General features: G+C 60.7%; 19 protein-coding genes. 10 read left to right on the forward strand and 9 right to left on the reverse strand.

All coding sequences use genetic code 11. The features are described 5' to 3' along the window. The first annotated feature begins 101 nt into the window (after positions 1-101). A complete protein-coding gene (locus AC3WK5_RS00240; protein ID WP_054597883.1) occupies positions 102-986 on the forward strand; it encodes a LysR family transcriptional regulator in 885 nt (294 codons plus the stop codon). A 1,164-nt stretch (positions 987-2,150) separates the two neighbouring features. Then, positions 2,151-2,483, forward strand: a complete 333-nt coding sequence (locus tag AC3WK5_RS00245) for a hypothetical protein (protein WP_103317243.1) — start codon at positions 2,151-2,153, stop codon at positions 2,481-2,483. A 153-nt stretch (positions 2,484-2,636) separates the two neighbouring features. On the opposite strand, the gene astA is transcribed toward AC3WK5_RS00245, so the two are convergent. The 7 genes from astA to AC3WK5_RS00280 all read right to left on the reverse strand — a co-directional run bounded on the left by astA (position 2,637) and on the right by AC3WK5_RS00280 (position 9,931). After that, complete coding sequence (gene astA, locus AC3WK5_RS00250) at positions 2,637-3,671, reverse strand: arginine N-succinyltransferase (protein ID WP_103317241.1); 1,035 nt, start codon at positions 3,669-3,671, stop codon at positions 2,637-2,639. Between the two features lie 31 nt (positions 3,672-3,702). Continuing rightward, positions 3,703-4,719, reverse strand: coding sequence for an arginine N-succinyltransferase (locus tag AC3WK5_RS00255; protein ID WP_103317239.1), 1,017 nt, complete (start codon positions 4,717-4,719; stop codon positions 3,703-3,705). Between the two features lie 132 nt (positions 4,720-4,851). Then, positions 4,852-6,201 (reverse strand): APC family permease, encoded by a 1,350-nt coding sequence (locus AC3WK5_RS00260; protein WP_103317237.1) that lies wholly within the window; start codon positions 6,199-6,201, stop codon positions 4,852-4,854. A 143-nt stretch (positions 6,202-6,344) separates the two neighbouring features. Further along, a complete protein-coding gene (locus AC3WK5_RS00265) occupies positions 6,345-7,097 on the reverse strand; it encodes an N-formylglutamate amidohydrolase (protein ID WP_103317235.1) in 753 nt (250 codons plus the stop codon). Further along, positions 7,081-8,433 (reverse strand): type I glutamate--ammonia ligase, encoded by a 1,353-nt coding sequence (locus AC3WK5_RS00270; protein WP_103317232.1) that lies wholly within the window; start codon positions 8,431-8,433, stop codon positions 7,081-7,083. The genes AC3WK5_RS00265 and AC3WK5_RS00270 overlap by 17 nt, the downstream gene beginning before the upstream one ends. Next, entirely contained in the window at positions 8,430-9,074 is a 645-nt protein-coding gene (locus tag AC3WK5_RS00275; protein ID WP_103317230.1) for a cysteine hydrolase family protein, read from the reverse strand. Before AC3WK5_RS00275 ends, AC3WK5_RS00270 begins: the two co-directional genes overlap by 4 nt. Before the next feature lie 2 nt (positions 9,075-9,076). Further along, positions 9,077-9,931 (reverse strand): MurR/RpiR family transcriptional regulator, encoded by an 855-nt coding sequence (locus tag AC3WK5_RS00280; RefSeq protein ID WP_103317228.1) that lies wholly within the window; start codon positions 9,929-9,931, stop codon positions 9,077-9,079. A gap of 258 nt (positions 9,932-10,189) precedes the next feature. Here AC3WK5_RS00280 and cobF point away from each other — a divergent pair, with 258 nt between their 5' ends. Further along, positions 10,190-10,957, forward strand: a complete 768-nt coding sequence (gene cobF / locus AC3WK5_RS00285) for a precorrin-6A synthase (deacetylating) (RefSeq protein WP_103317226.1) — start codon at positions 10,190-10,192, stop codon at positions 10,955-10,957. A gap of 9 nt (positions 10,958-10,966) precedes the next feature. On the opposite strand, the gene AC3WK5_RS00290 is transcribed toward cobF, so the two are convergent. Next, positions 10,967-12,307, reverse strand: coding sequence for a substrate-binding domain-containing protein (locus AC3WK5_RS00290; protein ID WP_103317402.1), 1,341 nt, complete (start codon positions 12,305-12,307; stop codon positions 10,967-10,969). Between the two features lie 202 nt (positions 12,308-12,509). Continuing rightward, positions 12,510-13,322 (reverse strand): exodeoxyribonuclease III, encoded by an 813-nt coding sequence (gene xthA / locus AC3WK5_RS00295; RefSeq protein ID WP_103317224.1) that lies wholly within the window; start codon positions 13,320-13,322, stop codon positions 12,510-12,512. A gap of 175 nt (positions 13,323-13,497) precedes the next feature. On the opposite strand from xthA, the gene AC3WK5_RS00300 reads away from it, so the two are divergent. The 7 genes from AC3WK5_RS00300 (at position 13,498) to AC3WK5_RS00330 (ending at position 24,625) form a co-directional block, all read left to right on the forward strand. After that, positions 13,498-14,148 (forward strand): GNAT family N-acetyltransferase, encoded by a 651-nt coding sequence (locus AC3WK5_RS00300; RefSeq protein ID WP_103317223.1) that lies wholly within the window; start codon positions 13,498-13,500, stop codon positions 14,146-14,148. 65 nt (positions 14,149-14,213) lie between these two features. Then, positions 14,214-15,941, forward strand: coding sequence for an autotransporter assembly complex protein TamA (locus AC3WK5_RS00305; RefSeq protein WP_054597870.1), 1,728 nt, complete (start codon positions 14,214-14,216; stop codon positions 15,939-15,941). Beyond that, a complete protein-coding gene (locus AC3WK5_RS00310) occupies positions 15,938-19,609 on the forward strand; it encodes a translocation/assembly module TamB domain-containing protein (protein WP_103317221.1) in 3,672 nt (1,223 codons plus the stop codon). The genes AC3WK5_RS00305 and AC3WK5_RS00310 overlap by 4 nt, the downstream gene beginning before the upstream one ends. A gap of 258 nt (positions 19,610-19,867) precedes the next feature. Beyond that, the gene (locus AC3WK5_RS00315; protein ID WP_054598367.1) at positions 19,868-20,341 is read left to right on the forward strand and encodes a MarR family winged helix-turn-helix transcriptional regulator; all 474 of its coding nucleotides are present in this window, start codon (positions 19,868-19,870) and stop codon (positions 20,339-20,341) included. Further along, positions 20,338-21,813, forward strand: coding sequence for an efflux transporter outer membrane subunit (locus AC3WK5_RS00320; protein WP_103317220.1), 1,476 nt, complete (start codon positions 20,338-20,340; stop codon positions 21,811-21,813). Before AC3WK5_RS00315 ends, AC3WK5_RS00320 begins: the two co-directional genes overlap by 4 nt. A 15-nt stretch (positions 21,814-21,828) precedes the next feature. After that, positions 21,829-23,031: an HlyD family secretion protein gene (locus AC3WK5_RS00325; protein WP_103317218.1), complete on the forward strand. Its 1,203-nt coding sequence runs from the start codon at positions 21,829-21,831 to the stop codon at positions 23,029-23,031. 64 nt (positions 23,032-23,095) lie between these two features. Further along, entirely contained in the window at positions 23,096-24,625 is a 1,530-nt protein-coding gene (locus tag AC3WK5_RS00330) for a DHA2 family efflux MFS transporter permease subunit (protein WP_103317215.1), read from the forward strand. The last annotated feature ends 64 nt before the right edge of the window (positions 24,626-24,689 follow it).

Genomic DNA, 24,689 nt, shown 5'->3' on the forward strand with positions numbered 1-24,689 from the left:
GGAGTGTTGCTCTATCAGATTGATTTGATAAGTTGATTTTTAAGGTTGATTGATAGATAAAACTCAGCAGTCGGTAATGGTCAGCATGGTGAGGGACGGTGATGACAGTCAAGCAGATCAGGGCGTTTTTGGCAGTGGCGCAGAGTTTGAGCTTTGCGGTGGCCTGTGAGCGGCTGCATCTGTCGCAGTCGGCGTTGAGTTTGACCATCAAGGCGCTGGAAGACGGGCTAGGCGGGCGGCTGTTCAGCCGTACCACCCGCAACGTTGCGCTGACCCCGGAAGGTGAATCCCTGCTGCCGCTGGCCCGGCGGTTGATTGCTGACTGGGACAACGCCGAGGATGAAATGCGCCAGCGTTTCACCCTGCAACGAGGGCGGGTGACGCTGGCGGCGATGCCGTCGTTTGCCGGCAATTTGCTGCCGCCGATTCTCAAGACCTTTCGTGCGCGCTACCCGAAGGTCAACGTCACGGTGAACGACGTGATCAACGAGCAGGTGCTGGAAATGGTCCGTGACCGTCATGTGGAGCTTGGCGTGGCGTTTGAGCCGACGCAGAGTTCTTCGTTGGAATTCACTCCGTTGTACATGGATCGTTTTGTTGCGGTGGTGCCGAGTGATTCGCCGCTGGCCGAGCGTGCCGAGATTGACTGGAAAACGCTGCTGGAGCAGCCGTTTATCACGTTGCAGCGGCCGTCGACGGTGCGGGTGATGCTTGAGGAGCACTTGCAGGCGCGGCAGATGAAGTTGCCGGTGGAGTTTGAGAGTCATCAGTTGGCGACCGTCGGGCGGATGGTTGCCAGTGGGCTGGGGGTGAGTGCGGTGCCGGCGTTGTGTGTCGAGCAGATGCGTGAGCTTGGGGCGTGTTGCATTACCTTGAGTGATCCGGTGATTGAGCGGGCCATTGGGGTGTTGACCAAGCCGGGGCATGAGTTGTCGGCGGCGGCGCAGGCGTTGTTTGACATTCTCAAGGACGAAGTTCGCCTGTAGTTGCCGCAGGCTGCGATCTGTTGGCCTTAGCGGCCTGACAGCCGACCCATCTCCCGCGGATGTACCCCAATCAAACCTGTGGGAGCGGGCTTGCTCGCGAAGGCGGCCTGACAGCCGGCCAATCTCTCGCGGATGTACCCCAATCAAACCTGTGGGAGCTGGCTTGCCTGCGAAGGCGGCCTGACAGCCGGCCAATCTCTCGCGGATGTACCCCAATCAAACCTGTGGGAGCTGGCTTGCCTGTGAAGGCGGCCTGACAGCCGGCCTATCTCTCACAGATATACACCAATCCACTGTGGGAGCCGGGCTTGCCCGCGATGGCGGCCCGATAGCCGACCAATCTCCCGCTGGTGTACATATCCATTTCTGCGGTAACGGCGGCTTACGGTTCCGCTCTTACAGCGGGTCACTTTGGCAAACGCCCCAAAGTAACCAAAGGTCTTCGCCCCAAGCGTACGGCACCTCGCCTAGGCTCGGCGTACCCTCGCTCCGGTGTCCATCAGGGGGCATCGCCTACGGTCTGCTTCGCGACGACCTCCTCTCGATGTGTCCGGCTGCGCCGTACGGCGCTGCGCGCCCACCCCCTGATGAACACCTCCACTCGGCCTCCCGAAGGGGCGGGTGGATCAAGATCAACAGCCACAGCACGGCGGCCTGACAGCCGGCCTGAGTGGTTGGGGCGCGTAGGGCTTGAGATCGTTCCCATGCTCCGCGTGGGAATGCCGCCGGGGACGCTCCGCGTTCCGATTCACGAGCTGACGCGGAGCGTGGGAACGATCAACAGAACGCGCGCAAACCTGTGGGAGCGTGGCTTGCCCGCGATGGCGTCCGTTCAGTCGATGAAGTTTCCGGGCGAACTTGTCGGATATTTCCCGCATGCTGTGGCGGTGTGCATGAACTGGTGCGTGATGGGCTTCATCGATAGTCTTTGGGCTGTCACTGCAAATTCAGTGACAGGGTGTGGAAGCCCTTCTATCGTTAGGCGCACAAAGCGCCACCAGTTCGGCGTTTTTTATCGTCTGAGTTTTATGGTGGCTGTGCGCGGGGCGCTTTCGAGCGCGCCGGGTGCCTAACGTCCCGGTCTTCCACACCTGCGTACAGCCGCCACCTATTGCGTGGAAGTGATGTCTGGCGGCTTCAACCCATACGTTAGGAATCAGAACAATGAACACCTACACCCCCAATCCACCCTACGTCCCGCCAACTTCCCATCCCTCCAACCGCTACATGGCCCTCACCAGTAACTGCTCTGACATGCCGACCCTGTTCGTCGACACCCACGCGCCGCTCGATATCCTGCTCGACGCTGCCCGTTATCGCATTCGTGCGGTGACTCAAGTGCTGGAGAATCTGGCGATGCGCGGGGAGATTGCCAGCGATTCGGTGATCCTCAACGATTTCGCCTTGCTGTGCGCCATCCCGTTGCGTGACGGTTGTGATCTGCTGGATGTGCTCGGGCGGCGGTTGCCGGAACCGGTTTTGGATTCAGTTAAATAGAGTGTTCAGTGCGGTCTGTCTTTTTCTCGATCCTGCGACAGGCTTTTCACGAATTACTTACATCCTGAAGCGCAGATTGAACTGACAAAAGGATTTGACCCCATCAAGCAGAAAGCCCGCCATGTGCGGGTTTTTTGCTGTTTGTTTGGCACGTTATGCGGCAACCGCCTGCTGTTGTTGCTTGAGCAACGGCACGGCGCGTACCGAGCTGCCAGCTTGCAATTGCAGGCGCTTGGCGGTCAGGCGATCGACCAGCAAGCTGTTGCCGACCAGTCGGGCGCGGGCGGCGGTGATGCGGCAGTTTTCCAGGCGCTGGTTATGGATCAGCCAGAGCGGTGCATTGTCGTCAGGTGTGCCGACCATCAGGTCCAGAGACTGGCTGTTGCGCACGGCACGGATTTTCGAGACCTGGGCTTCGATGACCGGGCCGCCGTCGAAGATGTCGATGTAACCCTTATGGGCAAAGCCTTCGTTGCAGAGGATTCTGCGCGCCGGTTCGGCGTTTTGATGAGCCTTGCCGATTACCGCCTGGGCTTGCTCGGTGAGCATGCAGGTGTACAGCGGCTGACGCGGCATCAGCTCGGCGATGAACGACTTGTTGCCGAGCCCGGACAGGTGATCGGCGTGGCTGAAATCCATTTTGAAAAAATGTCGACCCAGGCTGTCCCAGAACGGCGAGCACCCGTGCTCGTCGGCGCTGCCGCGCAGTTCGGCGATCAGTTTTTCGCCGAACAAGTGCGGGAACTCGGCGACAAACAGCAATCGCGCCACCGACAGCAGGCGGCCGTTATGGCCTTGGCGCTGATCCGGGCGCAGGAACAATGAGCAGATTTCCGATTGGCCGGTCATTTCGTTGTTGAGGAACAAGGTCGGGATTTGTCGACGGATTCCCAGGTCCGCCGAGGTGTTGACCGTCAACCCGACGCGGTAGTTGTACCAGGGCTCGCGCAGCCCGACGGCACCTGCAAGGGCGCTGACGCCGATCACTTGCTGATCGTCGTCTTCGAGCACGAACAGGTAGTCGGCGTCGGCCCGTTCAACCTGACCGGCAAAGGTCCGCTGCGCCCAGCGTACGCGCAGGGTCAGACGTTCTTCGTTGGCCGGCAGCGAGGTGAACCCCGGGCCGGCGCTGCGTGCCAGCGCCAGTAACGCAGGCAGGTCGGTCATTTGAACCGGGCGCACGATCATGATGGAGCTCCTTGAGTGCGGAAGACCTGCTTCATAGCGCAATCAGCCGAACCGGGCCGCCGTTGTCCAGTTGCAAGGCGTCGAGCTGGGTGGCGTCGAGCATGACGGGTTCGTCTGCGCTCCAGTCCAGTTCGGCGACAATCGCCCGGTAGTTTTCCAAAGAATCATTGCTCAGCAGGTACGGCGTCTTGCCGCCGCTGTGTGAACTCAGGCGGGCAACGGCCGTGCGGGTCTGGGCGATCGAACGAATGCTCGGGGTGCGCGCAAACAGCGTTGGCCCACCGTCGAAGAGGTCGATGTAGCTGTTGGCCTCGAAGCCTTCACGCTCAAGGATGTCGAAGGCTTCCTGGCCATCCGGATGAATCCGGCCAATACACGCCTGAGCGCTTTGCGGCAGCATCGGCACGTAGATCGGGTAGTGCGGCATCAACTCGGCGAGAAAGCTTCGGTTCTGCAAGCCGCAGAGACGTTCGGCCTCGACGTAGGGCAGGTCGAAAAAGTGCTTGCCCAGCGCATCCCAGAATGGCGATTCACCCGTGTCGCTGCTGTAGCCGACGATTTCGGTAATCACGGCGTCGGAAAAGCGTTGCGGATGGGCGGCGATGAACATCAGTCGGGCCCGTGAAAGCATTTCCGAGGAGGGCGTGCGTTCAAGCTCGGTGTTGATGTGAAAACCGCGCAGCAAGGTATGGGCGCTGAGGTCCTGGCATAACGACAGCGCCGGCACCCCGTGATGAATGTTCAGCTCGCGCGACTCACTGGTGAACGGGCGGTTGCGCAGGCTGTAGAAGGGCTCGTTGAAACCGGCGGTCGCGAGGACTTCCGAACAGCCCAGCAGCCGTTGACTGGCCAGATCTTCCAGCACGAAGAAATAGTTCTCCGGCCCCTGGCTCTTCACGTCACTGGCAAACGATGCGCAGGATGCGAGAATCTTCTGGCGCAGGCGCTCGGTGTCGTCCGGCAACGAGGTGACACCCACCAGGCTGTCGCGCGCAAGTTGTTGCAACTGAGGCAGGTCGGATAACTGAACTGGGCGTAAGGCCAGCATGGATGTACTCCTGTATCAAAGGGCCTGATACCGGGCATCAGGCTTGACTATCACTGTCGGTTTCCACGCACTACAACGGCGGTCGGCTAATCCCTGTCAGCGACCGCTCGACGTTTTAAATGCTGACCTTTTCTAATTGTTGGAAGGGTCCGGCAATACAGCGCTGGCACCGATTCTGTTGAGGAAAAACAGATAGACCAGGCCCGCTGCAATCCAGATACCGCCGAGCTTTTGCGCATCGACACCCATGTTGTAGAGGATGGCGCTGACGATGATGAAGCCGATCACCGGGCAGACCAGATGACGGATGAACTGGCCAGACTTCTGCCGACGCCAGTAGTAGTTGATCACCGTCAGGTGCAGCAGCATGAAGCCGCTCAGGGCCCCGAAGTTGACCAATGAAGTCAGGGTGTCCACCGAGTTGATGAACAGGTAGCAGATCAGCAGCGACAGCACCGCCACCAGGTAAATGCTGATGTGCGGGGTGTTGTGTTTCGGATGGACCTTGGCCAGCACTTTGGGCAGCTTGCCGTCGCGTGCCATGCCGAACAGCAGGCGCGATACCGCGGCTTGCGAGGTGATCGCCACCGCCACGCCCCAGGCCAGTGCCGTGGCCACACCGGTGACAGTCGCCAGCCAGCTGCCGGCGGCGATTTCGGCGATTTCATAGAACGCGGTATCGGCGGACTTGAAGCCCATGCCGGCGGCCAGGTCTGTGGCGATCCAGGTCTGCACGACAAAAATCACCCCCATGACCACCAACGTGATCAACGCGGCTTTGCCGACGCTGCGGCCAGGGTCGCCCTTGATCTCTTCGGCCAGGGTCGATATCGCATCGAAGCCTAAGAACGATAACACCGCAATCGACACCGCTTGCATCAGCAATGCGAAGTTGAAGTGTTCCGGGTTGTACAACGGCGCCAGGGTCAGCTGGCCGTTACCGGCGCCACCGTGCAAGGCGGTCCAGGCGTAGAACAGGAAGATCCCCAGCACCACCAGTTGCGCCAGCAGAAAGATGATGTTCATCCGTGCGGTAAAGGTGATTCCCCGCAGGTTGACGAAGGTCGCACTGACCAGGAAGGCGAGGATGAAACCGACCTTGGGAATGTCCGGGTACAGGTGATTCAACGCCATCGCCGCATACACGTAGAGCAGCGGCGGGATCAGCAGGTAGTCGAGCAGCATCAGCCAGCCGGCGATAAAGCCGACATGCGGGTGCAACCCGCGTTGAGCATAGGAGTAGACCGAGCCGGCGATCGGGAAGGCCCGTGCCATGCTGCCGTAACTCAAGGCGGTGAACAGCATTGCCACCATGCCGATGATGTAGGCCAGCGGCACCATGCCGGGCGCCTCTTGGTTGACGTAGCCGTATACGCCGAACGGGGCGATGGGGATCATGAAAATCATCCCGTAAACCACCAGATCGGTCAGTGACAGGCTGCGTTTCAACTCTTGCTTGTAGCCGAATTCTTCTATTTCCATGAAGCGGTTCTCCTTGTGAGCCACTACGGCAATGTGTTTGAACCTGACAGGTAAAAACACGCTACCGCGTTATTTATCGTTGTTTTACCGGTACAACCATCCGTGTGTTTTCAGCTTGAAACGGTTCGCTTGAGGCCGTGGCTCTACAGCAACGGCGCCAGATAATCGCTCCAGGTCTGGACTGCCAGCCGATTGCGCAACAGGTCGTTGCGCACCTCGATCAGCACCGAGTCGATGCCACGGGCGTCGCCGTGAAACGGCACTGTCATGTCGCTCGCCGGATTGATTTTGTAGGGCTGATTGCCGGCGACCCGCAGTGGATGCCTGGCCAACCCGTCGATCAGCCGGTTCGCATACTCCTCGGCCTGCCCATAGAGCACGCCGGCTTCCAGCGCTCGAGGCTGGCCGAAGTAGATCGGCGTGAAGCTGTGAATACCCACCACCCGCACCGTGCGACCCTCGGCCACGCGAGCATCGATCAGTTGGCCAAGGCGGGTGTGAAACGGCGTGAACAGGCACTGGCGTCGGTAGTCGCGGGTCGCTTCGTCGAGGTTCTGATTCCCCGGCACCGGGTAAATTTCGCTCTGGGCCGGGATGCTGTCCGGGGCCTGCAACGGACGGTTGAGGTCGATCAGCAGGCGCGAGTAGTTGGCAGCCAGCAGGGTTGCGCCAAGGGCTTTCGACAAGCTCTCGGCGAGCGCCAGCGCGCCGATGTCCCAGGCAATGTGCTCGTGCGCGGCTTCGCTGCTCAACCCCAGATCGTTCAAGGCCGTCGGGATGTAGCGGCTGGCATGTTCACACACCAGAATCAGCGGGTGCTCGGACGCTTCCCGGCTCAGGCTGTACGCCGGCTCGGTGTAGAGCCCGAACTCGGCGGACTCAGTAGAGGCGTGCATAGTGCTCACACAGTTGGGCGGGCGACAGGTGTTGGGTCAAGGCGAGTTCCTCGGTTTTGACGGCGAAGTAAGTGTCGAGCAAGGCGCTTGGCAAGGCTTCAAGCAAGGCCTCGCTGCCCCGCAAGTGGCTCAGGGCCTGCGCGAGTGACGCGGGTAGGGCGACGATGCCGCGGCGCTGGCGTTGTTCTTCATTCAGCGAGTCCGGGACTTCGTCGGTGATTGCGTTTAGCGCCAGGCGTTGCTCGATGCCCAGTCGGCCGGCAATCAGCACGGCGGCCAGCGCCAGATGCGGGGAGGCCGTGGCGTCCATGGCGCGGAATTCGAGGTTGTATTGCGCGGCTTCGGATTTGCCGCCCAGGCTCACGGTCGGGCAGATCCGCAGCGAGGCCTCGCGGTTGCGTTGGCCCAGGCACGCATACGATGCGCTCCAGTGATGCGGTTGCAGGCGCTCATAGGAAATCGGTGTCGGCGCAGTCAATGCGCAGAGGGCCGGCAAGTAGTGCAACACGCCTGCAGACCAGTGCTGGCCGAGGGTCGACAGGCCATTCGCGGTCCCAGCGTCATACAACACCGGATCGCCGGACAGGTCGTGCAGGCTCAGGTGCAGGTGCACGCCGTTGCATACCGCGTGCTCGGACGTTTTGGGTGCAAAGCTCAGGTTCAGGCCCATTTGCCGGGCGATCTCACGGGTGATCTCGCGCACATTGACCGCGCGGTCGGCCGCCGCGACGCCCTGGGTTGGCCGGCAGGTGATTTCGTATTGGTGTTTGCCATATTCGGGCAGGAACATTTCCGGCTCGACCCCACCTGCGCGCAAGGCGCTGAGCAGCCAGCCGCCGAATGCCGCGCCCTGACGCTGGGCCTCCAGCGAAAACGCCAGATGCTCGGTTTGGGCGCTGTCGGTGGTGAGGTTGAATTCGTGCTCGAAGGCCGACGTGATCTGCAGCCCCAGTTCATCGTGGTAACGCTGTACTTCGTTGCGCAGCAGCGTCCGCGGGCAGGCCGCCCATGGACGGCCATCGGTTTCGCAAATGTCGCCATGGATGAAATCCAGGGCCGGCGCACTGGCATCGGGACCGTTGTTGACCGTCACCCGGCTGGCCAGGTCGGGGATCAGCCGCAAGTCACCGTAGGCACCCCACGGGTTGCTGGAGGCGATGATGTCTTGCGGGGTCAGCGCGCTGTTGGCCGGGACCCAACCGCAACCGGCGGCTTTGTAGTGTTCGAGTTCATCGCTGGGAAACGAGCGGCCGCGGGTCACGCCGATCAGGTCGGTGGTGACGATGGTGGTCATGGCCACGGGCGTCAGGGGCTCACTGCTGTTGGCGCGACTCATGCCTGCAACGCCTGCAAACGGTCGAGCACGGTCTGCGTGTCGGTGATCCAGCAATAGCCCTTGATCGCGTTCAGGCACGCCAGATGGCGTTGCTCGGTATAGGTCGCGCAGGCGTCTTCGACCAACGTCACCAGATAGCCGCGATCAGCCGCATCGCGCACGGCCATGTCGACACACTGGTCGGTGACGATGCCGGCGATGATCAGGTGTCGGGTTTGCAGGTTGCGCAGCACATAGTCGATGTTGGTCGAGTTGAAGACCCCGGAGGAGGTCTTGGGCAAGACGATTTCGTTTTCGGCCGGTGTCAGTTCTTCAATGATGGCGGCGTGCGGGCTGCCTTTTGGCAGGTGCATGTCCGACAGTTTGTGGTCCAGCGAGCGGTCTCGACCGTCGGCGGTGAGGCTTTCGATGAGCGTGTGCAGAACGTTCTGCCGAGCCGTGCGCACGGAGGCCAACAGCCGGAGCTGGTTGGGAATCACCTGTTGGCGGGTGCGCTCGAGGAAGTACTTGGCGTCGGGCCCTTGCAGGTGCGGGTCGAACTGCGGCTCAAGCCAGGCGCGTTGCATGTCCACCAGCAGCAGCGCGGTGTGGTCGGTAGCAAACGGCAAGTCACGGGGCGAGTGATGGGGGAGCATAAACATCCTTATTTTTCCTCCAGCAGGTGAGTGGTGAAATCGCTTCGTAGCGCGTCGATGCCTTCCAGTCGCTCGGCGAGATCCGGGCAACGCGGCGCCAGGCAGGCAATCAAGGCTTCGACCTGGGCCAGCGCCGGCACCAGAGTGTCGAAGGCCGACGCCGACTCCACGGGCGCAGTGATCACCAGATCCGCCATCTCGCGCAGCGGCGAGGCGTAGATATCGGTGAACAGCACGACGCGTGCATGCCGGTTCCTGGCCGCGCTGGCAACGCGCAGTGCCTGGGATTGATAGCGTCGATAGTCGAACAACAGCACCACGTCCTGGCGTTGCACATCGAACAGCCGATCGGGCAGTTGCGCGTTGTCTTCCAGGGCGAAGCAGCCCGCACGCAACAGGCGCAAATGATTGAGCAGGTAGTGGGCGAGGAAACTGCTGAAGCGTCCGCCGAAGCAATGCACTTGATGCCGTGTATCCAGCAGCCATTCGGCCAGAATGCGCACATCTTCGGGTTGAGTCAGGGCCTGGGTTTCGAGCAGGGCGCGGTGACTGTCCGCCAGGTAATGGGTCCAGACATCGTCTTGCTTGAGGTGCGAACGCGGTTGCAACAGTGCACTGGGCGAGCGCAGCCGGTGATCCATGTCGCTGAGGAGTGCGTCCTGAAAATCGGCATAGCCACCGAAGCCGAGTTTTTTCACCAGGCGCACGATGGTCGGATCGCTGACGCCGGCATGCTCGGACAGGCGTGACATCGGGCCCAGCCCGTTGCGCGGGTACTGGTCCAGTAATGCACGTATGACTTTGCGTTCCGACGGCGTGAGGTCCAGGCCGGGATCGGTGATCCGGTCTCTGAGTGAGGGCATCCGAGCTCCTGCTAGAGGGGGGTGTTGCTTTTATTTCATAATCCGTTAAATCAGTATTTATGTAATTTATGCTACATGTCTAGTGAATTTTTTCATGTGCCTGAAAAGCACTAAAGTGGGGCGAAAGTCTTGTCCGACAAGGCCTGCGTGGGTTTCGCCTGATGCTGTACGCTAGTGCTTTAGTTCGTGTAGGAAATTGGTGCGTTTATCTACGGATGAGCCGTTAGACACCATGACGCACAGCGAGGTGAAGCATCCATGAAGCAGCTACTGGTCATTGGCATCGGTGCCGGCAATCCCGAATACATCACCATGCAGGCGGTCAATGCGTTGAATCGGGTCGATGTGTTCTTTCTGATGGACAAGGGGCAGAGCAAGGACAAGCTGATCGACCTGCGGCGGGAAATCTGCGAGCGCTATATCACCGATCCGGCTTATCGCTTCGTCGAGGCCGACAGCCCCGAGCGGGTGCGCGGCGATGTGGACTACAACGCCAGCGTCGTAGAACTGAACCGCGATAAGCAACAAATCTTCGAGCGCTTGATCAACGAGGAGATGGCGGAAGACGAATGTGCGGCGTTTCTGGTGTGGGGCGATCCGGCGTTGTACGACAGCACCTTGCGCATTTTGCAGGCGATCCTCGAGTCCGGTCGTTGTACCTTCAACGTCGAGGTGATTCCCGGCATCAGCAGCGTCCAGGCCTTGGCGGCGCAGCACAAGGTGCCGTTGAACCGGATTGGGCGCTCCATTGAAATTACCACCGGCCGCCGACTGGCTGCGGGCCAGGTCAGCGACGCCGACAGCCTGGTGGTGATGCTCGATGCAGAAGATTCCTACCTGCAGGTGGCCGATCAGGAGCAACAGATTTACTGGGGCGCCTACCTTGGCACGCCGGATGAAATTCTTATTTCCGGCAAGCTCAAAGACGTTGCGCAAGAGATAACGCGGGTCAGGAAAGCCGCGCGGTTGGCCAACGGCTGGATCATGGACACCTATTTATTGCGCAAGCCTGAATCGCCAGAGTGAGCGCGGCTGTCAGTAAACCCAGACTTCCACCCGGCGATTCTTGATCCGTCCTTCATCGGCGCTGTTGGCCGCCACCGGCATTTCGTCTCCAAAGCCACGAATCTCGCGAAATATCACAGCACTTTTCACCAGCTCGCGGCGCACGGCCATGGCACGCAGCCTCGATAGCAGGGCCGCCCGCTGCGAATCGGTCTTGGCATCGCCGAAGCCAACCAGTGTCACCTGTTTGTTCAGCTTGTCGTGCTGCTTTAAATAGTCGAGCACCCGCGACAGGTCCTGTCGGGCCTTGTTGTCCAGGTTGGCGCTGCCTTCTTCGAAGCGAAAATTCACCGTGAGTCGTTGTGCATGATCGATGATTGCCCGGTAGTCGTCAGGCATCTGCGGGTTAGGCGCGACGTTCATGGCTTGCACGGTCTGCGCGATAAAACCATTGGCGGCAACAATCGCCTGACCCTTACTGCTCTGGGCGAAATTCACCAGCGCGTCGGCCCAGGGGTTCTGGCCATCAGGCGGCAAATAGAAATACAACCGACGCGACAGCGGATAGTCCTCGGTGGCGATCAGGCTGTTGAGCGGCAACATCGGCTGTGAGTTGCCATCGACAATCGCCACAGCTTTGGCCTGACGCACGTAAGGCAAGCCGATGAAGCCGATGCCTTGCGGGTCCTGGCTGACCGCATCGGACAGTTGCTCGCTGGATTCGAAGCGTTTTGCCGAACCGGCCAGCGCTTTCCCGCGATGGCTCAGGACCAGTTCCTTGAAGGTGTCATAGGTGCCCGAATGGTCATCCCGGGCGTAAAGGTTCAGCGGGCCACCGGTACCGCCGAGTTCTTCCCAGGTTTTCACTTCACCACTGAAAATCCGCGCCAGTTGTTCGGTGTTCAGCTGCGTCAGCGGGTTTTTCGGGTGCAGGATGATCGCCAGGCCGTCGATGGCGATGACTTGCTCGGCGTTCGGGCTTTTCAGGTCGCCGAGGGTTTCGAGGTCGACCAGTTCGCTGTCCTTGATCGGGCGCGAAGACGCCGCCAGGTCGGCGCTGGCGTTTTTCAGTGCGGCGAACCCGGTGCTGGAGCCGTGGGCGGCGATGTCCACGACCACCCGCCGACCCTGGACCGTCTGGCCGACAATTTGCTGTTCGTTGTCTCTGTCCGAGACTTCGCTATGGACCTTCAGCAACCCTTGTTCCAGCAACAACCCTTTGACCAGCGCCGGGCCGAGGGTCGCACCGATGGTGTTGGAGCCTTGAATGCGCAGGGCAGGGCCATGCTCGGGTATCGGCAGCTCAGCGGCGGTGGCAGAGAGCGGAAGCAAACCGCAGAGCAGCAGCGGTAACAGGACGCGCAGCATCAGGCCGACACCTTTCAAGGTCACAGGAAGTGTCGGGAGAATAAGACAGAAAGGTTGCTGAAATATGACGTTATCCAATGTGGGAGCGGGCTTGCTCGCGAAGGCGGATTAACATTCAGCATCTCTGTTGAATGTCATACCGTCTTCGCGAGCAAGCGAACGTCGCCCGGCCCTTCCCACATTAGTTTGTGTTGGTCTTTGGAAATCAGCTCAGCTCAAGCCAGATCGGCGCATGGTCCGAGGGTTTTTCCATGCCGCGCAGTTCGTAGTCGACACCAGCGGCCTTGACCCGTGGCAGCAGCCCTTGGGAGGCGAGGATCAAGTCGATGCGCAGTCCGCGCTTGGGCTCGTCTTCAAAGCCACGGCTGCGGTAGTCGAACCAGCTGAAGCGATCCGTTACGTCCGGGTTCAGGTGACGGAAGCTGTCCACCAGGCCCCAGTTCTTCAAACGGGCCATCCACTCGCGCTCTTCCGGCAAGAAGCTGCATTTACCGGTTTTCAGCCAGCGCTTCATGTTGTCCGGGCCGATGCCGATGTCGCAGTCTTCCGGGGAAATGTTCACATCGCCCATCACCACCAGCGGCTGGTCATTGCTGAACTGGGTTTCGAGCAGCGTCTGCAAGTCGTTGTAGAAGCGCTCCTTGGCCGGGAACTTGGTCGGGTGGTCGCGGCTTTCACCCTGTGGGAAATAGCCGTTCATGATCGTCACCGGTACGCCGTTGGCATCGGCGAATGTGCCCCAGATGAAGCGGCGCTGGGCGTCTTCTTCATCGCTGGCAAAGCCCTTGTGCAACGCGAGCGGTGCCTGACGTGACATAAGGGCGACGCCGTAATGACCTTTCTGGCCGTGGAAGCTCACGTGATAGCCCAGCGCCTCAAGCTCGGCGAGCGGGAACTGGACGTCATCGACCTTGGTTTCCTGCAAGCCGATGACGTCCGGCTGGTGCTTCTCGATCAGTGCCGCCAGTTGATGGGGGCGGGCGCGCAGGCCATTGATGTTGAACGAGACGATCTTCATGGTCGGCAGTCCTGGCAAAAGTGCGATGCTAGCTGACATGTACGAAGTCAGCCAGCATGGCAGTAGGGCAGATGCACTGCTAATGTCCTTTAGTGTGGGAACGATCAGCTTTGTAGCGGGTTCGTACTTGTAAGAACGGGGCCATTTTAGCCCCGCTCAGGGGAGATAGACCGTCATGCCTGAAACCTCAACTGCCATTGCTGATGTCCACCGGCTCGACAGTGGCTATTCGCACGAAGCTCGCTCCTTGCTGTACCACGCCTATCGACACGAGCCAGTCTTCAAGTACCTGTTCGAGGCTGAACGCCCTGGCTATGAACACCGGGTGCGGGCCACGATACGGGAACTGGTTGAACAGCATTTTGTGCAGGAATTGCCGGCGATCGGTCTGCTGATCAATGACCGGTTGATCGGCATTGCGCTGATCGCGCCGCCGCAACGTCGTCTGGGCATCACCGAAAGTTGGGCCTGGCGCCTGCGGATGGTGCTGAGCGCCGGGTTGCGTTGCACCCGGCGTTATCTGGAGTATCACGCGGCGGTGGCGGCCTGCCTGCCATCGGACTCGGTGCATGTCTTGCCGTTGCTGGGGATTCATCCGGAGTTTCAAGGTCGGCACTTCGGCGAGCAGTTGCTCACAGCCGTGCATAACTGGTGCGCCGTCGACGAGCATTCCCAAGGTGTAGTACTCGACACTGGGAATCCGCGTTATCTGGAGTTCTATAAGCGCCAGGGTTATGAAGAGATTGGCGAAGTTGCTGTAGGGCCTGTTCTCGAGCACGTGTTTTTCCACGCCAATCCGCAGGTGTTACATAGCGCAACAAGTTGAGGTCGAACTTTTGTTCAGATTGTTCGCTCTATCACGCCCCTACGCTCGTGATAGCATCCGCGCCTATGAAGTTTCCAGGAAGATTTACCAGCGGTTTGCTCGTGCTGTTCAGCAGCGTAGCGGCCCTGGCGCAAAGTGAATTGGACGTCAGGATCAAACCGTCCAACGATGAACTGAAGGCCAATATAGAGGGCTATATCGGCGGCCTCGGCGATCGCGATGAGGAAGCCTTGTTGCGCTTTCGTCGTGGTGCCGAAGAGCAGGCCCGCAAGGCCGCCCAGGCCTTGGGTTACTACCAGCCTCATATAGAAAGCGAAGTCAAAAACGGCAAGTCGCCAACGCTGGTGTTGAACATCGACCCCGGCGAACCGGTGCATTTGCGCAACGTGACCATTCGTGTCGACGGCCCGGCCGCGAGCCTCAAATCCTTTCGTGTACCCAAGAGCGACCTGCTCAAATCCGGTGCTGTGCTTAATCACGGCCATTACGAAGACGCCAAGCGGCTGATCCAGAATCAGGCTTCGCGCTTCGGCTTTTTCAGTGGGCGCTTTACCAGCCAGAAACTGTTGGTCGACCCTCGGGCCGGTGTCGCCGACATCGAGCTGATTTACGACAGTGGCCCGCGTTATGCCTTGGGCAAGGTCAGTTTTACCGGCGATACACCGTTCGACGAAGACCTGCTGCAACGCATGGTGCCGTTCAAGAGCGGCGCACCGTATGACTCCGAACTGATCGCCGAACTCAATCAGGCGTTGCAATCGAGCGGCTACTTCGACGCGGTGCGGGTGGATGCGGCACCGACTGCTGCGGCCAATGATGTGATTCCGGTGGCGGTCAAACTCGACACGCGTAAACCGCGCACCATGGGCCTGGGTCTGGGCTTTTCGACGGACGTCGGGCCACGGGCCAAGGCCAACTGGACCCGGCACTGGGTCAACGCCGAAGGCCACAGTTATGGCTGGGAAGCGGAAGTCTCGGCGCCACGGCAGAACGTCGGCCTCTGGTACGACGTGCCACTGGATCCGCCGCTCACCGACAAACTGCGCTTTGCCGGTGGTTATCAAAATGAAGAACTGGCCAACACTGACAGCCTGAGCAAATTGCTGACCGTAGGCCCTGAATGGCACAGCAAATTGCCCAGCGGCTGGCAGCGGGTGATCTCGTTGAAATGGCAGCGCGAGGAATATCGCCTGGGCGACGATTCGGGCCTGAGTACCTTGTTGATGCCCGGCATCAGTTATTCCTATCTGCGCAGTGACAACCGCATCGACCCGCACAACGGTTACCGCTTGCAGTTCGAGAGCAAGGTGGCCAAGCAAGGGGTGGGTTCGGACAATAACGTGGTGTATGGCACTGCATTGGTCAAAGGCATCACCACGGTGTGGGACAACCATCGGTTCCTCGCTCGTGCACAGTTAGGTGGCAGTGCCACCAATGGTTATCGAACCATACCGCCGTCATTACGCTTCTTTGCCGGTGGCGATCAGAGCGTGCGCGGTTACGACTATCAGAGCCTGTCGCCGGAAAACTCCGCTGGCGAGCGCGTGGGTGGGCGTTACATGGTGGCTGGCAGCGTCGAGTATCAATATTCCATCGCCGAAAAATGGCGTATCGCAACCTTTGTCGATCAGGGCAACTCGTTTAACACGCTGGACCTGCCGAGCCTCAAGACCGGGGTCGGCGTCGGCGTGCGCTGGGTTTCGCCGGTCGGGCCGATCCGCCTCGACCTGGCCCATGCGCTGGATGATCCCGGTGGTATTCGTTTGCACTTTTCCATGGGGCCTGAGCTGTGAAGCGTGGTTTGAAAATAGCGCTGCTGGCGATGCTCTCGCTGGTGGCGTTGCTGTTGCTGAGCATCGGCGCCTTGCTCGGTACACAAGCGGGCAGCCGTTGGACGCTGGGCCAGGTGCCGGGTTTGAGCGTGGAGAATTTCCAGGGTCGCCTGGGCGGCCAATGGAGTGCCGATCACTTGCTCTGGCAGCAAACGGGCAGTCGGGTCGAGCTGAACAAGCCATTGTTCGCCTGGTCGCCACTGTGCCTGCTGCGCATGACCCTGTGCATCGAGCAATTGAAGGCTGAGCAAGTCATTCTGCAATTTGCCCCGAGCAGCGAAGCCAGCAGCGGGCCGATCAGCCTGCCCGAGTTGAAATTGCCGGTGGCGATCCAGTTGGGCGAGGTGCAGATCGGCAGCCTGTTGCTCAACGGCAGCGAGCAGCTCAAAGACCTGCAACTGGCCGCGCACTGGACGGCCAAGGGCTTGCAGATCGACTCCGTACATCTGCAACGCGACGACCTCAGCCTGGATTTGTCCGGGCTGCTGCAACCAACCGGCAACTGGCCGCTCAGCGTCGAAGGCAAGCTGACCTTGCCGGCACCGGGTAAAGCACCGTGGGCGCTGGCGCTGAAAGTCGACGGCGATTTGTTGAAAACCCTGAACCTGCGCGCCGACAGCAGCGGTTACCTGCAAGGTCAACTGACGGGTGAGTTGCAACCGCTGGTGGAAAACCTGCCGGCCAAGGTGCGGATTACCGCCGATGGCTTCAAGGCCAGCGCGGATTTGCCGGACACCTTGCAGCTCAATCAGCTGGAACTGACCGGCAACGGTGACCTGAAAAGCGGTTATCAGTTGCTCGGCAAAGCGACATTGCCAGCGGAGCAGGGCCCGGTCGCGTTGCTGCTGCAAGGCAAGGTCGACGCCAAGGGCGCGCAGATCGCCGGGCTCGATCTGAGCGCCAATGACACGCAAAACCTCAAGCTGAGCGGCCAGCTCGATTGGTCCGAGGGGCTGAGTGCCGAGGCGAAAATCGATTGGCTGGACTTCCCGTGGCATCGGTTGTACCCGCTGATCGCCGAACCCCAGGTGGCGCTGCGCAGCTTCAATGGTCAAGTGTCCTACCGCGACGGCAACTACCTGGGCAACTTCAAGGCGGCGCTGGATGGTCCGGCCGGAGCGTTCAGCCTGAGCAGTCCGTTCAGCGGCGATCTGACGAAAATCTTCCTGCCGGAATTCAAACTGGCGGCCGGGCAGGGCAAGGCCGAAGGGCATTTGAACCTGCAGTTCGCCGATGGCATTGCCTGGGATACTGCGCTGGATTTGTCGGCGATCAACCCGGCGTACTGGCTGGCGGAGCTGCCGGGGACCCTCGCCGGTCCGTTGCGCAGCAAGGGTGAAATGAAAAACGAACAACTGAGCCTCAACGCCGATCTCGACCTCAAGGGCAAGCTGCGCGGTCAGCCGGCCGTCTTGCAAGTCAAGGCCGATGGCGCGGGCGAGCGCTGGAACCTCAGCGCGCTGCACATTCGTCTGGGCGATAACCGCATCGATGGCAGCGGCAGTCTGCAACAGAAACTCGCCGGCCAGATCGACATCAAGGCACCACGTCTCGGCCAGCTCTGGCCGCAGTTGCGCGGTCAGCTCAACGGTCGGGTCGACGTCGCCGGCAACCTCAAGGCACCGCAAGGCAAACTCAGCCTGCAAGGCGTGCAGTTGGCGTTCGACGACAATCGCCTGCAAAGCCTGAACCTTGACGCGAGTCTCGACAACGCGCAACGGGCGAAGATCGACCTCAAGGGCAGCGGTATTCAGGCCGGCGACACTCAACTGGGCACGCTGACCGCCAGCGGCCAGGGCGATATCAAAAGCCAGAAGCTGCAACTGGACCTGCTGGGCCCGCAACTGAAACTGGCGCTGGGCCTCGACGGCAATCTGGATAAAGGCAATTGGCGCGGCCGTTTGGCCAGTGGCGACATACAGGCTGGCGGCCAGGACTGGAAGCTGCAAAATCCGGCAAAAATCGAACGCCTGGCCGACGGCAAGCTGACCTTCGGCGCGCATTGCTGGATGTCCGGGCAGGCCAGCCTGTGCGGCGAAGACCAGCGGCTGATGCCCGAACCGAAGCTGCGTTACCACCTCAAGCAGTTTCCGATCGACAGCCTCGCGCAATGGCTGCCGAAAGATTTTGCCTGGCACGGCAAGCTCAATGCCGATGTGCAACTCGACCTGCCGGCCAGCGGCCCGAAAGGCCAGATCATGGTCGATGCCAGCGGCGGTACGCTGCGCATGAAGGAAAAGGATCAGTGGCTGGATTTCCCTTACCAGACGCTGAAACTGACCAGCACCCTGACCCCGAAACGCATCGACACGCAGCTCGACTTCGTGGGTGGCAAGTTGGGCGAGCTGATGGTGCAGGCGCAGATCAATCCATTACCCAAGAGCAAACCGCTGAGCGGCTCATTCCGTTTGAGCGGTCTGGACCTGTCGGTGGCGCGACCGTTTGTGCCGATGGTCGAGAAATTGACCGGGCGCCTGAATGGCAGCGGCAGTTTGTCGGGCGGGCTGTTGGCGCCGCAGGTCAATGGCAACCTGACCCTCAGCGACGGTGAGATCTCCGGGCCGCAACTGCCGACGCGTTTCGAGGCGTTGCAGCTTCAGGCGCAGATTGCCGGTGAGAGTGTGCAGCTCAACGGCGGCTGGAAAAGCGGCAAGGCCGGGCAGGGCAGCTTGAACGGGCATGTTGCCTGGGGTCAGGCGTTGGTGGTGGATCTGAGCCTCAAAGGCACACAACTGCCGGTCACGGTCGAGCCGTACGCCGTGCTGGAAGTGGCGCCGGACCTGAAAATCTCGATCAACAACGACAAACTGGCGATTGTCGGCAAGGTGCAGGTGCCCAAGGGCGAAATCACCGTGCGTGAGTTGCCGCCATCAACGGTCAAGGTCTCCGATGACACGGTGATCGTCGGTCACCAGACCGAAGCGGGCAAACCGCCGATGGCCATGGCAATGGACATCGATGTGGCGGTCGGTGAGGACAAGCTCAGCTTTACCGGGTTCGGCCTGACGGCGAACCTGCAAGGTCATGTGCACATCGGTGACAACATGGACACCCGCGGCGAGCTCTGGCTCAACGATGGCCGTTATCGTGCGTACGGCCAGCGCCTGACGGTACGGCGAGCGCGGCTGCTGTTCGCCGGGCCCATCGATCAGCCGTATCTGGACATCGAAGCGGTGCGCCAGACCGACGACGTGATCGCCGGTATTCGCCTGAGCGGCAGCGCCGAGCAGCCGACCACGCAGATCTTCTCGGAACCGGCGATGAGCCAGGAACAGGCACTGTCCTATCTGGTGCTCGGGCGTCCGCTGACCAGCAACGGCGAAGACAACAACATGCTGGCTCAAGCTGCGTTGGGACTGGGCTTGATGGGCAGTTCCGATCTGACCGGCAGTCTGGCCAAGGATCTGGGCATTCAGGACTTCCAGCTCGACACCCAGGGCAGCGGCACCACCACCAGCGTGGTGGCCAGCGGCAACCTCTCCGAGAAACTCAGTTTGCGTTACGGCGTCGGCGTATTCGAACCGGCCAACACCATCGCCTTGCGCTACAAACTGAGCAAAATGGTCTACCTGGAAGCCGCCAGCGGCATCGCCAGTTCGCTGGATATCTTCTACAAACGGGATTTCTAAGCCTCCCGTCCCTTCGCAAAGACCGCGTCGCTTCCTTCGCGAGCAAGCCCGCTCCCACAGGTTCAGTGTGATCCCTGTGGGAGCGGGCTTGCTCGCGAAGGCGGTGTATCAGCCACCGCAATGTCCAATCAGGCAACACTTCCTCACTGCCATTTATCAGCTAATTACAAAGCCTCCTAACTATTGCGTTGACATTCGCTGCCTAAGCAGTAATATCTGGACATACTTTCCCTGCCTAGGCAGCTAATGGGTGGTCAGATGAAACATTTCACGCCAGACGAATTCCAGAATTGCCACCTCGGTCTCTTGCTCGGGCGCGCCGCGCTGCTCAAGGACCGGATCATCGATACGCACATGGAACCCCATGGCATCACCGCCGCGCAGTTCAAGGTGCTGATCATCATGGCCCAGTTTGGCGTCGATACCCCGGCTGAGCTGTGCCGGCACCTGTCACTGGACAGCGGTTCGATGACCCGCATGCTCGACCGTCTGGAACAGAAGGGATTTCTCTCCCGCCAACGCTGCGAAGGCGACCGCCGTCAGGTACGGCTGGTACTGACCGGGGAAGGCCAGAAGCTGGCCGACCGTCTGCCGCATATCGGTGCCGAGGCGATGAACGAACTGGCAGGCGCCATCACTCCAGAAGAGTTGAAAACCCTGGAGCAGATCCTGAAGAAAATTTTGCTGGCGGCCGGTGATCCGATCACCGTGCTGCGGGTAGGTGACAAATGAGCAGTAAAACCTTGCGTACCCGCGTCAGCTTGGTGCTGTTGGCCATGAGCCTGGCCGGGTGTGCCAGCTACAGCGGCCTGAACACCCAAGGCGTGAGCCTCGATGCGAAAACCCTCAAGGCCGGGCAGTCCCTTAACGGTGTCAGCCTGTCGCCGGCGGCCTGGCCAAAAAGCGACTGGTGGAAAAGCCTTGGCGACCCGCAGCTCGACGGCCTGATCCGCGAAGCCCTGCACGACAGCCCGGACATGCAGATCGCCGACGCCCGTGCCCACCAGGCCAGCGCCGCCGCTTATGCCGCCGATGCCGCGCGGATGCCGACCCTCGACGCCAGCGCCAGTGTCAGCCGCTCGCGCCTGGCGCGTGACAAGGACCCGACCGGAGCGGGCGGCAACTACGCCACGGTGCGCAGCATCGGTGCCAGCTTCAATTACACCTTCGACCTCTGGGGCGGTCAGCGTGCCAACTGGGAAGCGGCGCTGGGCCAGGCCCGCGCGGCTGAAGTCGATCAGCAAGCCGCGCAACTGACCTTGTCGGCCGACGTCGCCCGCGCCTACAGCAACCTCGGGCAGGCCCATATCGTTTATGACCTGGCTAACGACGACCTCAAGCGCACCCGGCAAATGCTCGATCTGAGCAAGCGCCGGCTGAGCTCCGGCATCGATAGCCAATACCAGTATCAGCAAACCGAAAGCCTGGAAGCCAGCTCCGAAGCGACGTTGATCGACGCTGAAAAGACCCTGCAGAGCGCGAAAATCGCCCTGGCCGTGCTGCTCGGCAAAGGCCCGGATCGTGGTAATGAGATTGCCCGACCGAAAGTCCTTCAGGCCAGCGCCGTGGCGTTGCCGTCGACACTGCCGGCCGAGTTGCTCGGTCGTCGCCCAGACCTGATCGCCGCGCGCTGGCGGGTCGAGGCGGCGAGCAAAAGCATCGACGCCGGTAAAACCAAGTTCTACCCGAACCTCAACCTGAGCGCCGCCGCCGGTACCGAATCGTTGTTGGGTGACGCGATGTTCGGCTCGGCGAGTCGCTTCTTCAACATTATGCCCACCGTGTCGTTGCCGATCTTCGATGGCGGCCGCTTGCGTGCCAACCTCGATGCCCGTGACGCCGACTACGACCTCGCCGTTGCGCAGTACAACAAGACGCTGGTGAAAGCCTTGGGGGATGTCAGCGACACGATTTCCCAGTTGCGTGACATCGGTCGGCAGATTGGTGCGCAGCAACACGCCACCGACATTGCCCAGGATTCTTACAACACGGTGGTCCAGCGTTACGGATCCGGCATCGGTAACTACCTGGACGTGCTCAGCATCGAGCAGCAATTGCTCCAGGCCCAACGTCAGTTGGCGAACCTGAATGCCGAGCAGATCGATCTGTCGATTCAACTGATGCAGGCACTGGGCGGCGGCTTTCAAGCCGACACCCTGGCCGCGGCCAGCCCATCCCCAGCGCCTGCCACGCTGAATCAATAATTCAAGGTACTTGTCATGGCCACTATCGAAAACAACCCAACGCCTGAAAGCGCCCAAGACGCGGGCAATCCAGGCAAACGTAAATTCATGCTGCTGGTGCTGACGGTCCTGGTGATTGTTGGCTGCCTGGGTGTCTGGGGCTGGCACGAACTCTACGGACGCTGGAGCGAAAGCACCGACGATGCCTACGTCAATGGCAACGTGGTGGAAATCACGCCGTTGGTCACCGGTACGGTTGTCAGCATCGGTGCGGACGATGGCGATCTGGTCCACGAAGGTCAGGTGCTGGTCAACTTCGACCCGAACGACGCGCAAGTCGGCCTGCAAAGTGCACAAGCCAATCTGGCCCGCACCGTGCGTCAGGTGCGCGGCCTGTACAGTAACGTTGACGGCATGAAAGCCCAGGTCAACGCCCAGAAAGCCGAAGTGCAGAAGGCTCAGGACAACTTCAATCGCCGGAAGAATCTGGCGGCGGGCGGGGCGATCTCCCAGGAAGAACTGTCCCACGCACGGGACGACCTGACCTCGGCGCAAAACGCCCTGGCCAATGCCCAGCAGCAACTTGCCACCACCAGCGCGCTGGTCGACGACACCGTGGTTTCGTCTCACCCGGACGTCCAGGCCGCCGCTGCGCAAGTGCGCCAGGCTTACCTGACCAACGCCCGCAGCACGCTGATCGCGCCGGTCACCGGCTATGTGGCCAAGCGCACCGTCCAGCTGGGCCAACGGGTCCAGCCGGGGACTGCGCTGATGGCGGTGATCCCGCTGGATCAACTGTGGATCGACGCCAACTTCAAGGAAACCCAGCTGCGTGACATGCGCATCGGTCAGCCGGTAGACATCGAAGCCGACCTCTATGGCAGCGAAGTGAAATACAACGGCACCATCGACAGCCTGGGCGCCGGGACCGGCAGCGCGTTTGCCTTGCTGCCGGCGCAAAACGCGACCGGTAACTGGATCAAGATCGTTCAGCGGGTGCCGGTGCGGATTCACATCAACGCCGAGCAACTCGCCCAGCACCCGTTGCGGGTCGGTCTGTCGACAATGGTCAACGTTAACCTGCGCGACCAGAGCGGTCCGGTGCTGGCGCAGCAATCGCCACAAAAAGCTTCGTTCAGCACCAACGTCTACGACCGTCAGTTGGCCGAGGCCGACGCAATGATTAGCCGCTTGATCCACGACAACAGCTCACTGGCGGCCAAAACCGCTCAACGCTGATTCGCCAATCCCTCAGCTGCGGCCGTAACGGTCGCAGCGACTGCCTCGTTTCAAAGGATTCGCGATGAGTACTAACGCGTCTTTCAAGCCGCCCAGCCTGGTGCTCAGCACCATTGGCCTGTCGCTGGCGACCTTCATGCAGGTGCTCGACACCACCATCGCCAACGTGGCCTTGCCGACTATTTCCGGCAACCTGGGCGTGAGTTCGGAGCAGGGCACCTGGGTCATCACCTCGTTCGCCGTGAGCAACGCCATCGCGCTGCCGCTGACCGGTTGGTTGAGTCGGCGTTTTGGCGAAGTGAAGCTGTTTCTGTGGGCGACCATCCTCTTCGTGCTGGCGTCGTTCCTCTGCGGTATCTCGACCTCGATGCCCGAACTGGTCGGCTTCCGCGTGGTGCAAGGGTTGGTGGCGGGGCCGTTGTATCCGATGACCCAGACGCTGCTGATTGCGGTTTATCCGCCGGCGAAACGGGGGATGGCCTTGGCGTTATTGGCGATGGTCACGGTGGTCGCACCGATTGCCGGTCCCATACTCGGTGGCTGGATTACCGACAGTTATAGTTGGCCGTGGATTTTCTTCATCAACGTGCCGATTGGCGTGTTCGCGGTGATGGTGGTCAAGCAGCAGCTCAAGGAGCGTCCGGTGGTCATCAGTCGTCAGCCGATGGATTACATAGGTCTGCTGACCCTGATCATTGGTGTCGGCGCGTTGCAGATCATCCTCGACAAAGGCAATGACCTGGACTGGTTCGAGTCGAACTTCATCATTATCGGTGCGGCTATTTCGGTGATTGCGCTGGCTGTGTTCGTGATCTGGGAGATGACCGACAAGCACCCGGTAGTGAATCTGCGGCTGTTTGCCTATCGCAACTTCCGCATCGGCACCATCGTGTTGGTCTTCGGTTACGCCGGGTTCTTTGGTATCAACCTGATTCTGCCGCAGTGGCTGCAAACCCAGATGGGCTACACCGCGACCTGGGCCGGATTGGCAGTGGCGCCGATCGGTATTCTGCCGGTGCTGATGTCGCCCTTTGTCGGTAAGTACGCGCACCGGTTCGACCTGCGGCTGCTGGCCGGGCTGGCGTTCCTGGCAATTGGCCTGAGCTGCTTCATGCGCGCCGGCTTCACCAATGAGGTGGACTTCCAACACGTGGCACTGGTGCAGTTGTTCATGGGGATTGGCGTAGCGCTGTTCTTCATGCCGACCCTGAGCATTCTGATGTCGGACCTGCCACCGCATCAGATCGCCGACGGCGCGGGGCTGGCGACATTCCTGCGGACCCTGGGCGGTAGTTTTGCGGCATCGCTGACCACCTGGATCTGGATCCGTCGCGCTGATCAGCATCACGCTTACCTGAGCGAAAGCCTCAGCACCTTCGATTCGGCGACCCGCGATACCTTGAATACCTTGGGCGGGGCGGGCAATCCGGCGTATGCGCAGCTCGATCACCTGCTGACCAGCCAGGCGTACATGCTTTCCACAGTGGATTACTTCACGCTGCTGGGCTGGGGCTTTATGGGCTTGATTCTGCTGGTGTGGCTGGCCAAACCGCCGTTTGCAGCGAAGGCGGGGCCAGAGGCGAGCGGACATTAAGCAGAATGCGGTCAATGTGGGAGCGGGCTTGCTCGCGAAGGCGGATTAACATTCAACATCTCAG

This window comes from Pseudomonas sp. FW306-02-D09B (assembly GCF_058782685.1).

Bases quoted from the DNA above. Each gene is read 5' to 3' on its own strand.
- AC3WK5_RS00240 (WP_054597883.1), top strand. From the start codon at position 102: ATGACAGTCAAGCAGATCAGGGCGTTTTTGGCAGTGGCGCAGAGTTTG.
- AC3WK5_RS00300 (WP_103317223.1), top strand. From the start codon at position 13,498: ATGCCTGAAACCTCAACTGCCATTGCTGATGTCCACCGGCTCGACAGT.
- AC3WK5_RS00320 (WP_103317220.1), top strand. From the start codon at position 20,338: ATGAGCAGTAAAACCTTGCGTACCCGCGTCAGCTTGGTGCTGTTGGCC.
- AC3WK5_RS00315 (WP_054598367.1), top strand. From the start codon at position 19,868: ATGAAACATTTCACGCCAGACGAATTCCAGAATTGCCACCTCGGTCTC.
- AC3WK5_RS00245 (WP_103317243.1), top strand. From the start codon at position 2,151: ATGAACACCTACACCCCCAATCCACCCTACGTCCCGCCAACTTCCCAT.
- AC3WK5_RS00305 (WP_054597870.1), top strand. From the start codon at position 14,214: ATGAAGTTTCCAGGAAGATTTACCAGCGGTTTGCTCGTGCTGTTCAGC.
- AC3WK5_RS00260 (WP_103317237.1), bottom strand. From the start codon at position 6,201: ATGGAAATAGAAGAATTCGGCTACAAGCAAGAGTTGAAACGCAGCCTG.
- AC3WK5_RS00265 (WP_103317235.1), bottom strand. From the start codon at position 7,097: ATGCACGCCTCTACTGAGTCCGCCGAGTTCGGGCTCTACACCGAGCCG.
- AC3WK5_RS00280 (WP_103317228.1), bottom strand. From the start codon at position 9,931: ATGCCCTCACTCAGAGACCGGATCACCGATCCCGGCCTGGACCTCACG.
- AC3WK5_RS00255 (WP_103317239.1), bottom strand. From the start codon at position 4,719: ATGCTGGCCTTACGCCCAGTTCAGTTATCCGACCTGCCTCAGTTGCAA.
- xthA (WP_103317224.1), bottom strand. From the start codon at position 13,322: ATGAAGATCGTCTCGTTCAACATCAATGGCCTGCGCGCCCGCCCCCAT.
- astA (WP_103317241.1), bottom strand. From the start codon at position 3,671: ATGATCGTGCGCCCGGTTCAAATGACCGACCTGCCTGCGTTACTGGCG.
- cobF (WP_103317226.1), top strand. From the start codon at position 10,190: ATGAAGCAGCTACTGGTCATTGGCATCGGTGCCGGCAATCCCGAATAC.
- AC3WK5_RS00330 (WP_103317215.1), top strand. From the start codon at position 23,096: ATGAGTACTAACGCGTCTTTCAAGCCGCCCAGCCTGGTGCTCAGCACC.
- AC3WK5_RS00325 (WP_103317218.1), top strand. From the start codon at position 21,829: ATGGCCACTATCGAAAACAACCCAACGCCTGAAAGCGCCCAAGACGCG.
- AC3WK5_RS00275 (WP_103317230.1), bottom strand. From the start codon at position 9,074: ATGTTTATGCTCCCCCATCACTCGCCCCGTGACTTGCCGTTTGCTACC.
- AC3WK5_RS00270 (WP_103317232.1), bottom strand. From the start codon at position 8,433: ATGAGTCGCGCCAACAGCAGTGAGCCCCTGACGCCCGTGGCCATGACC.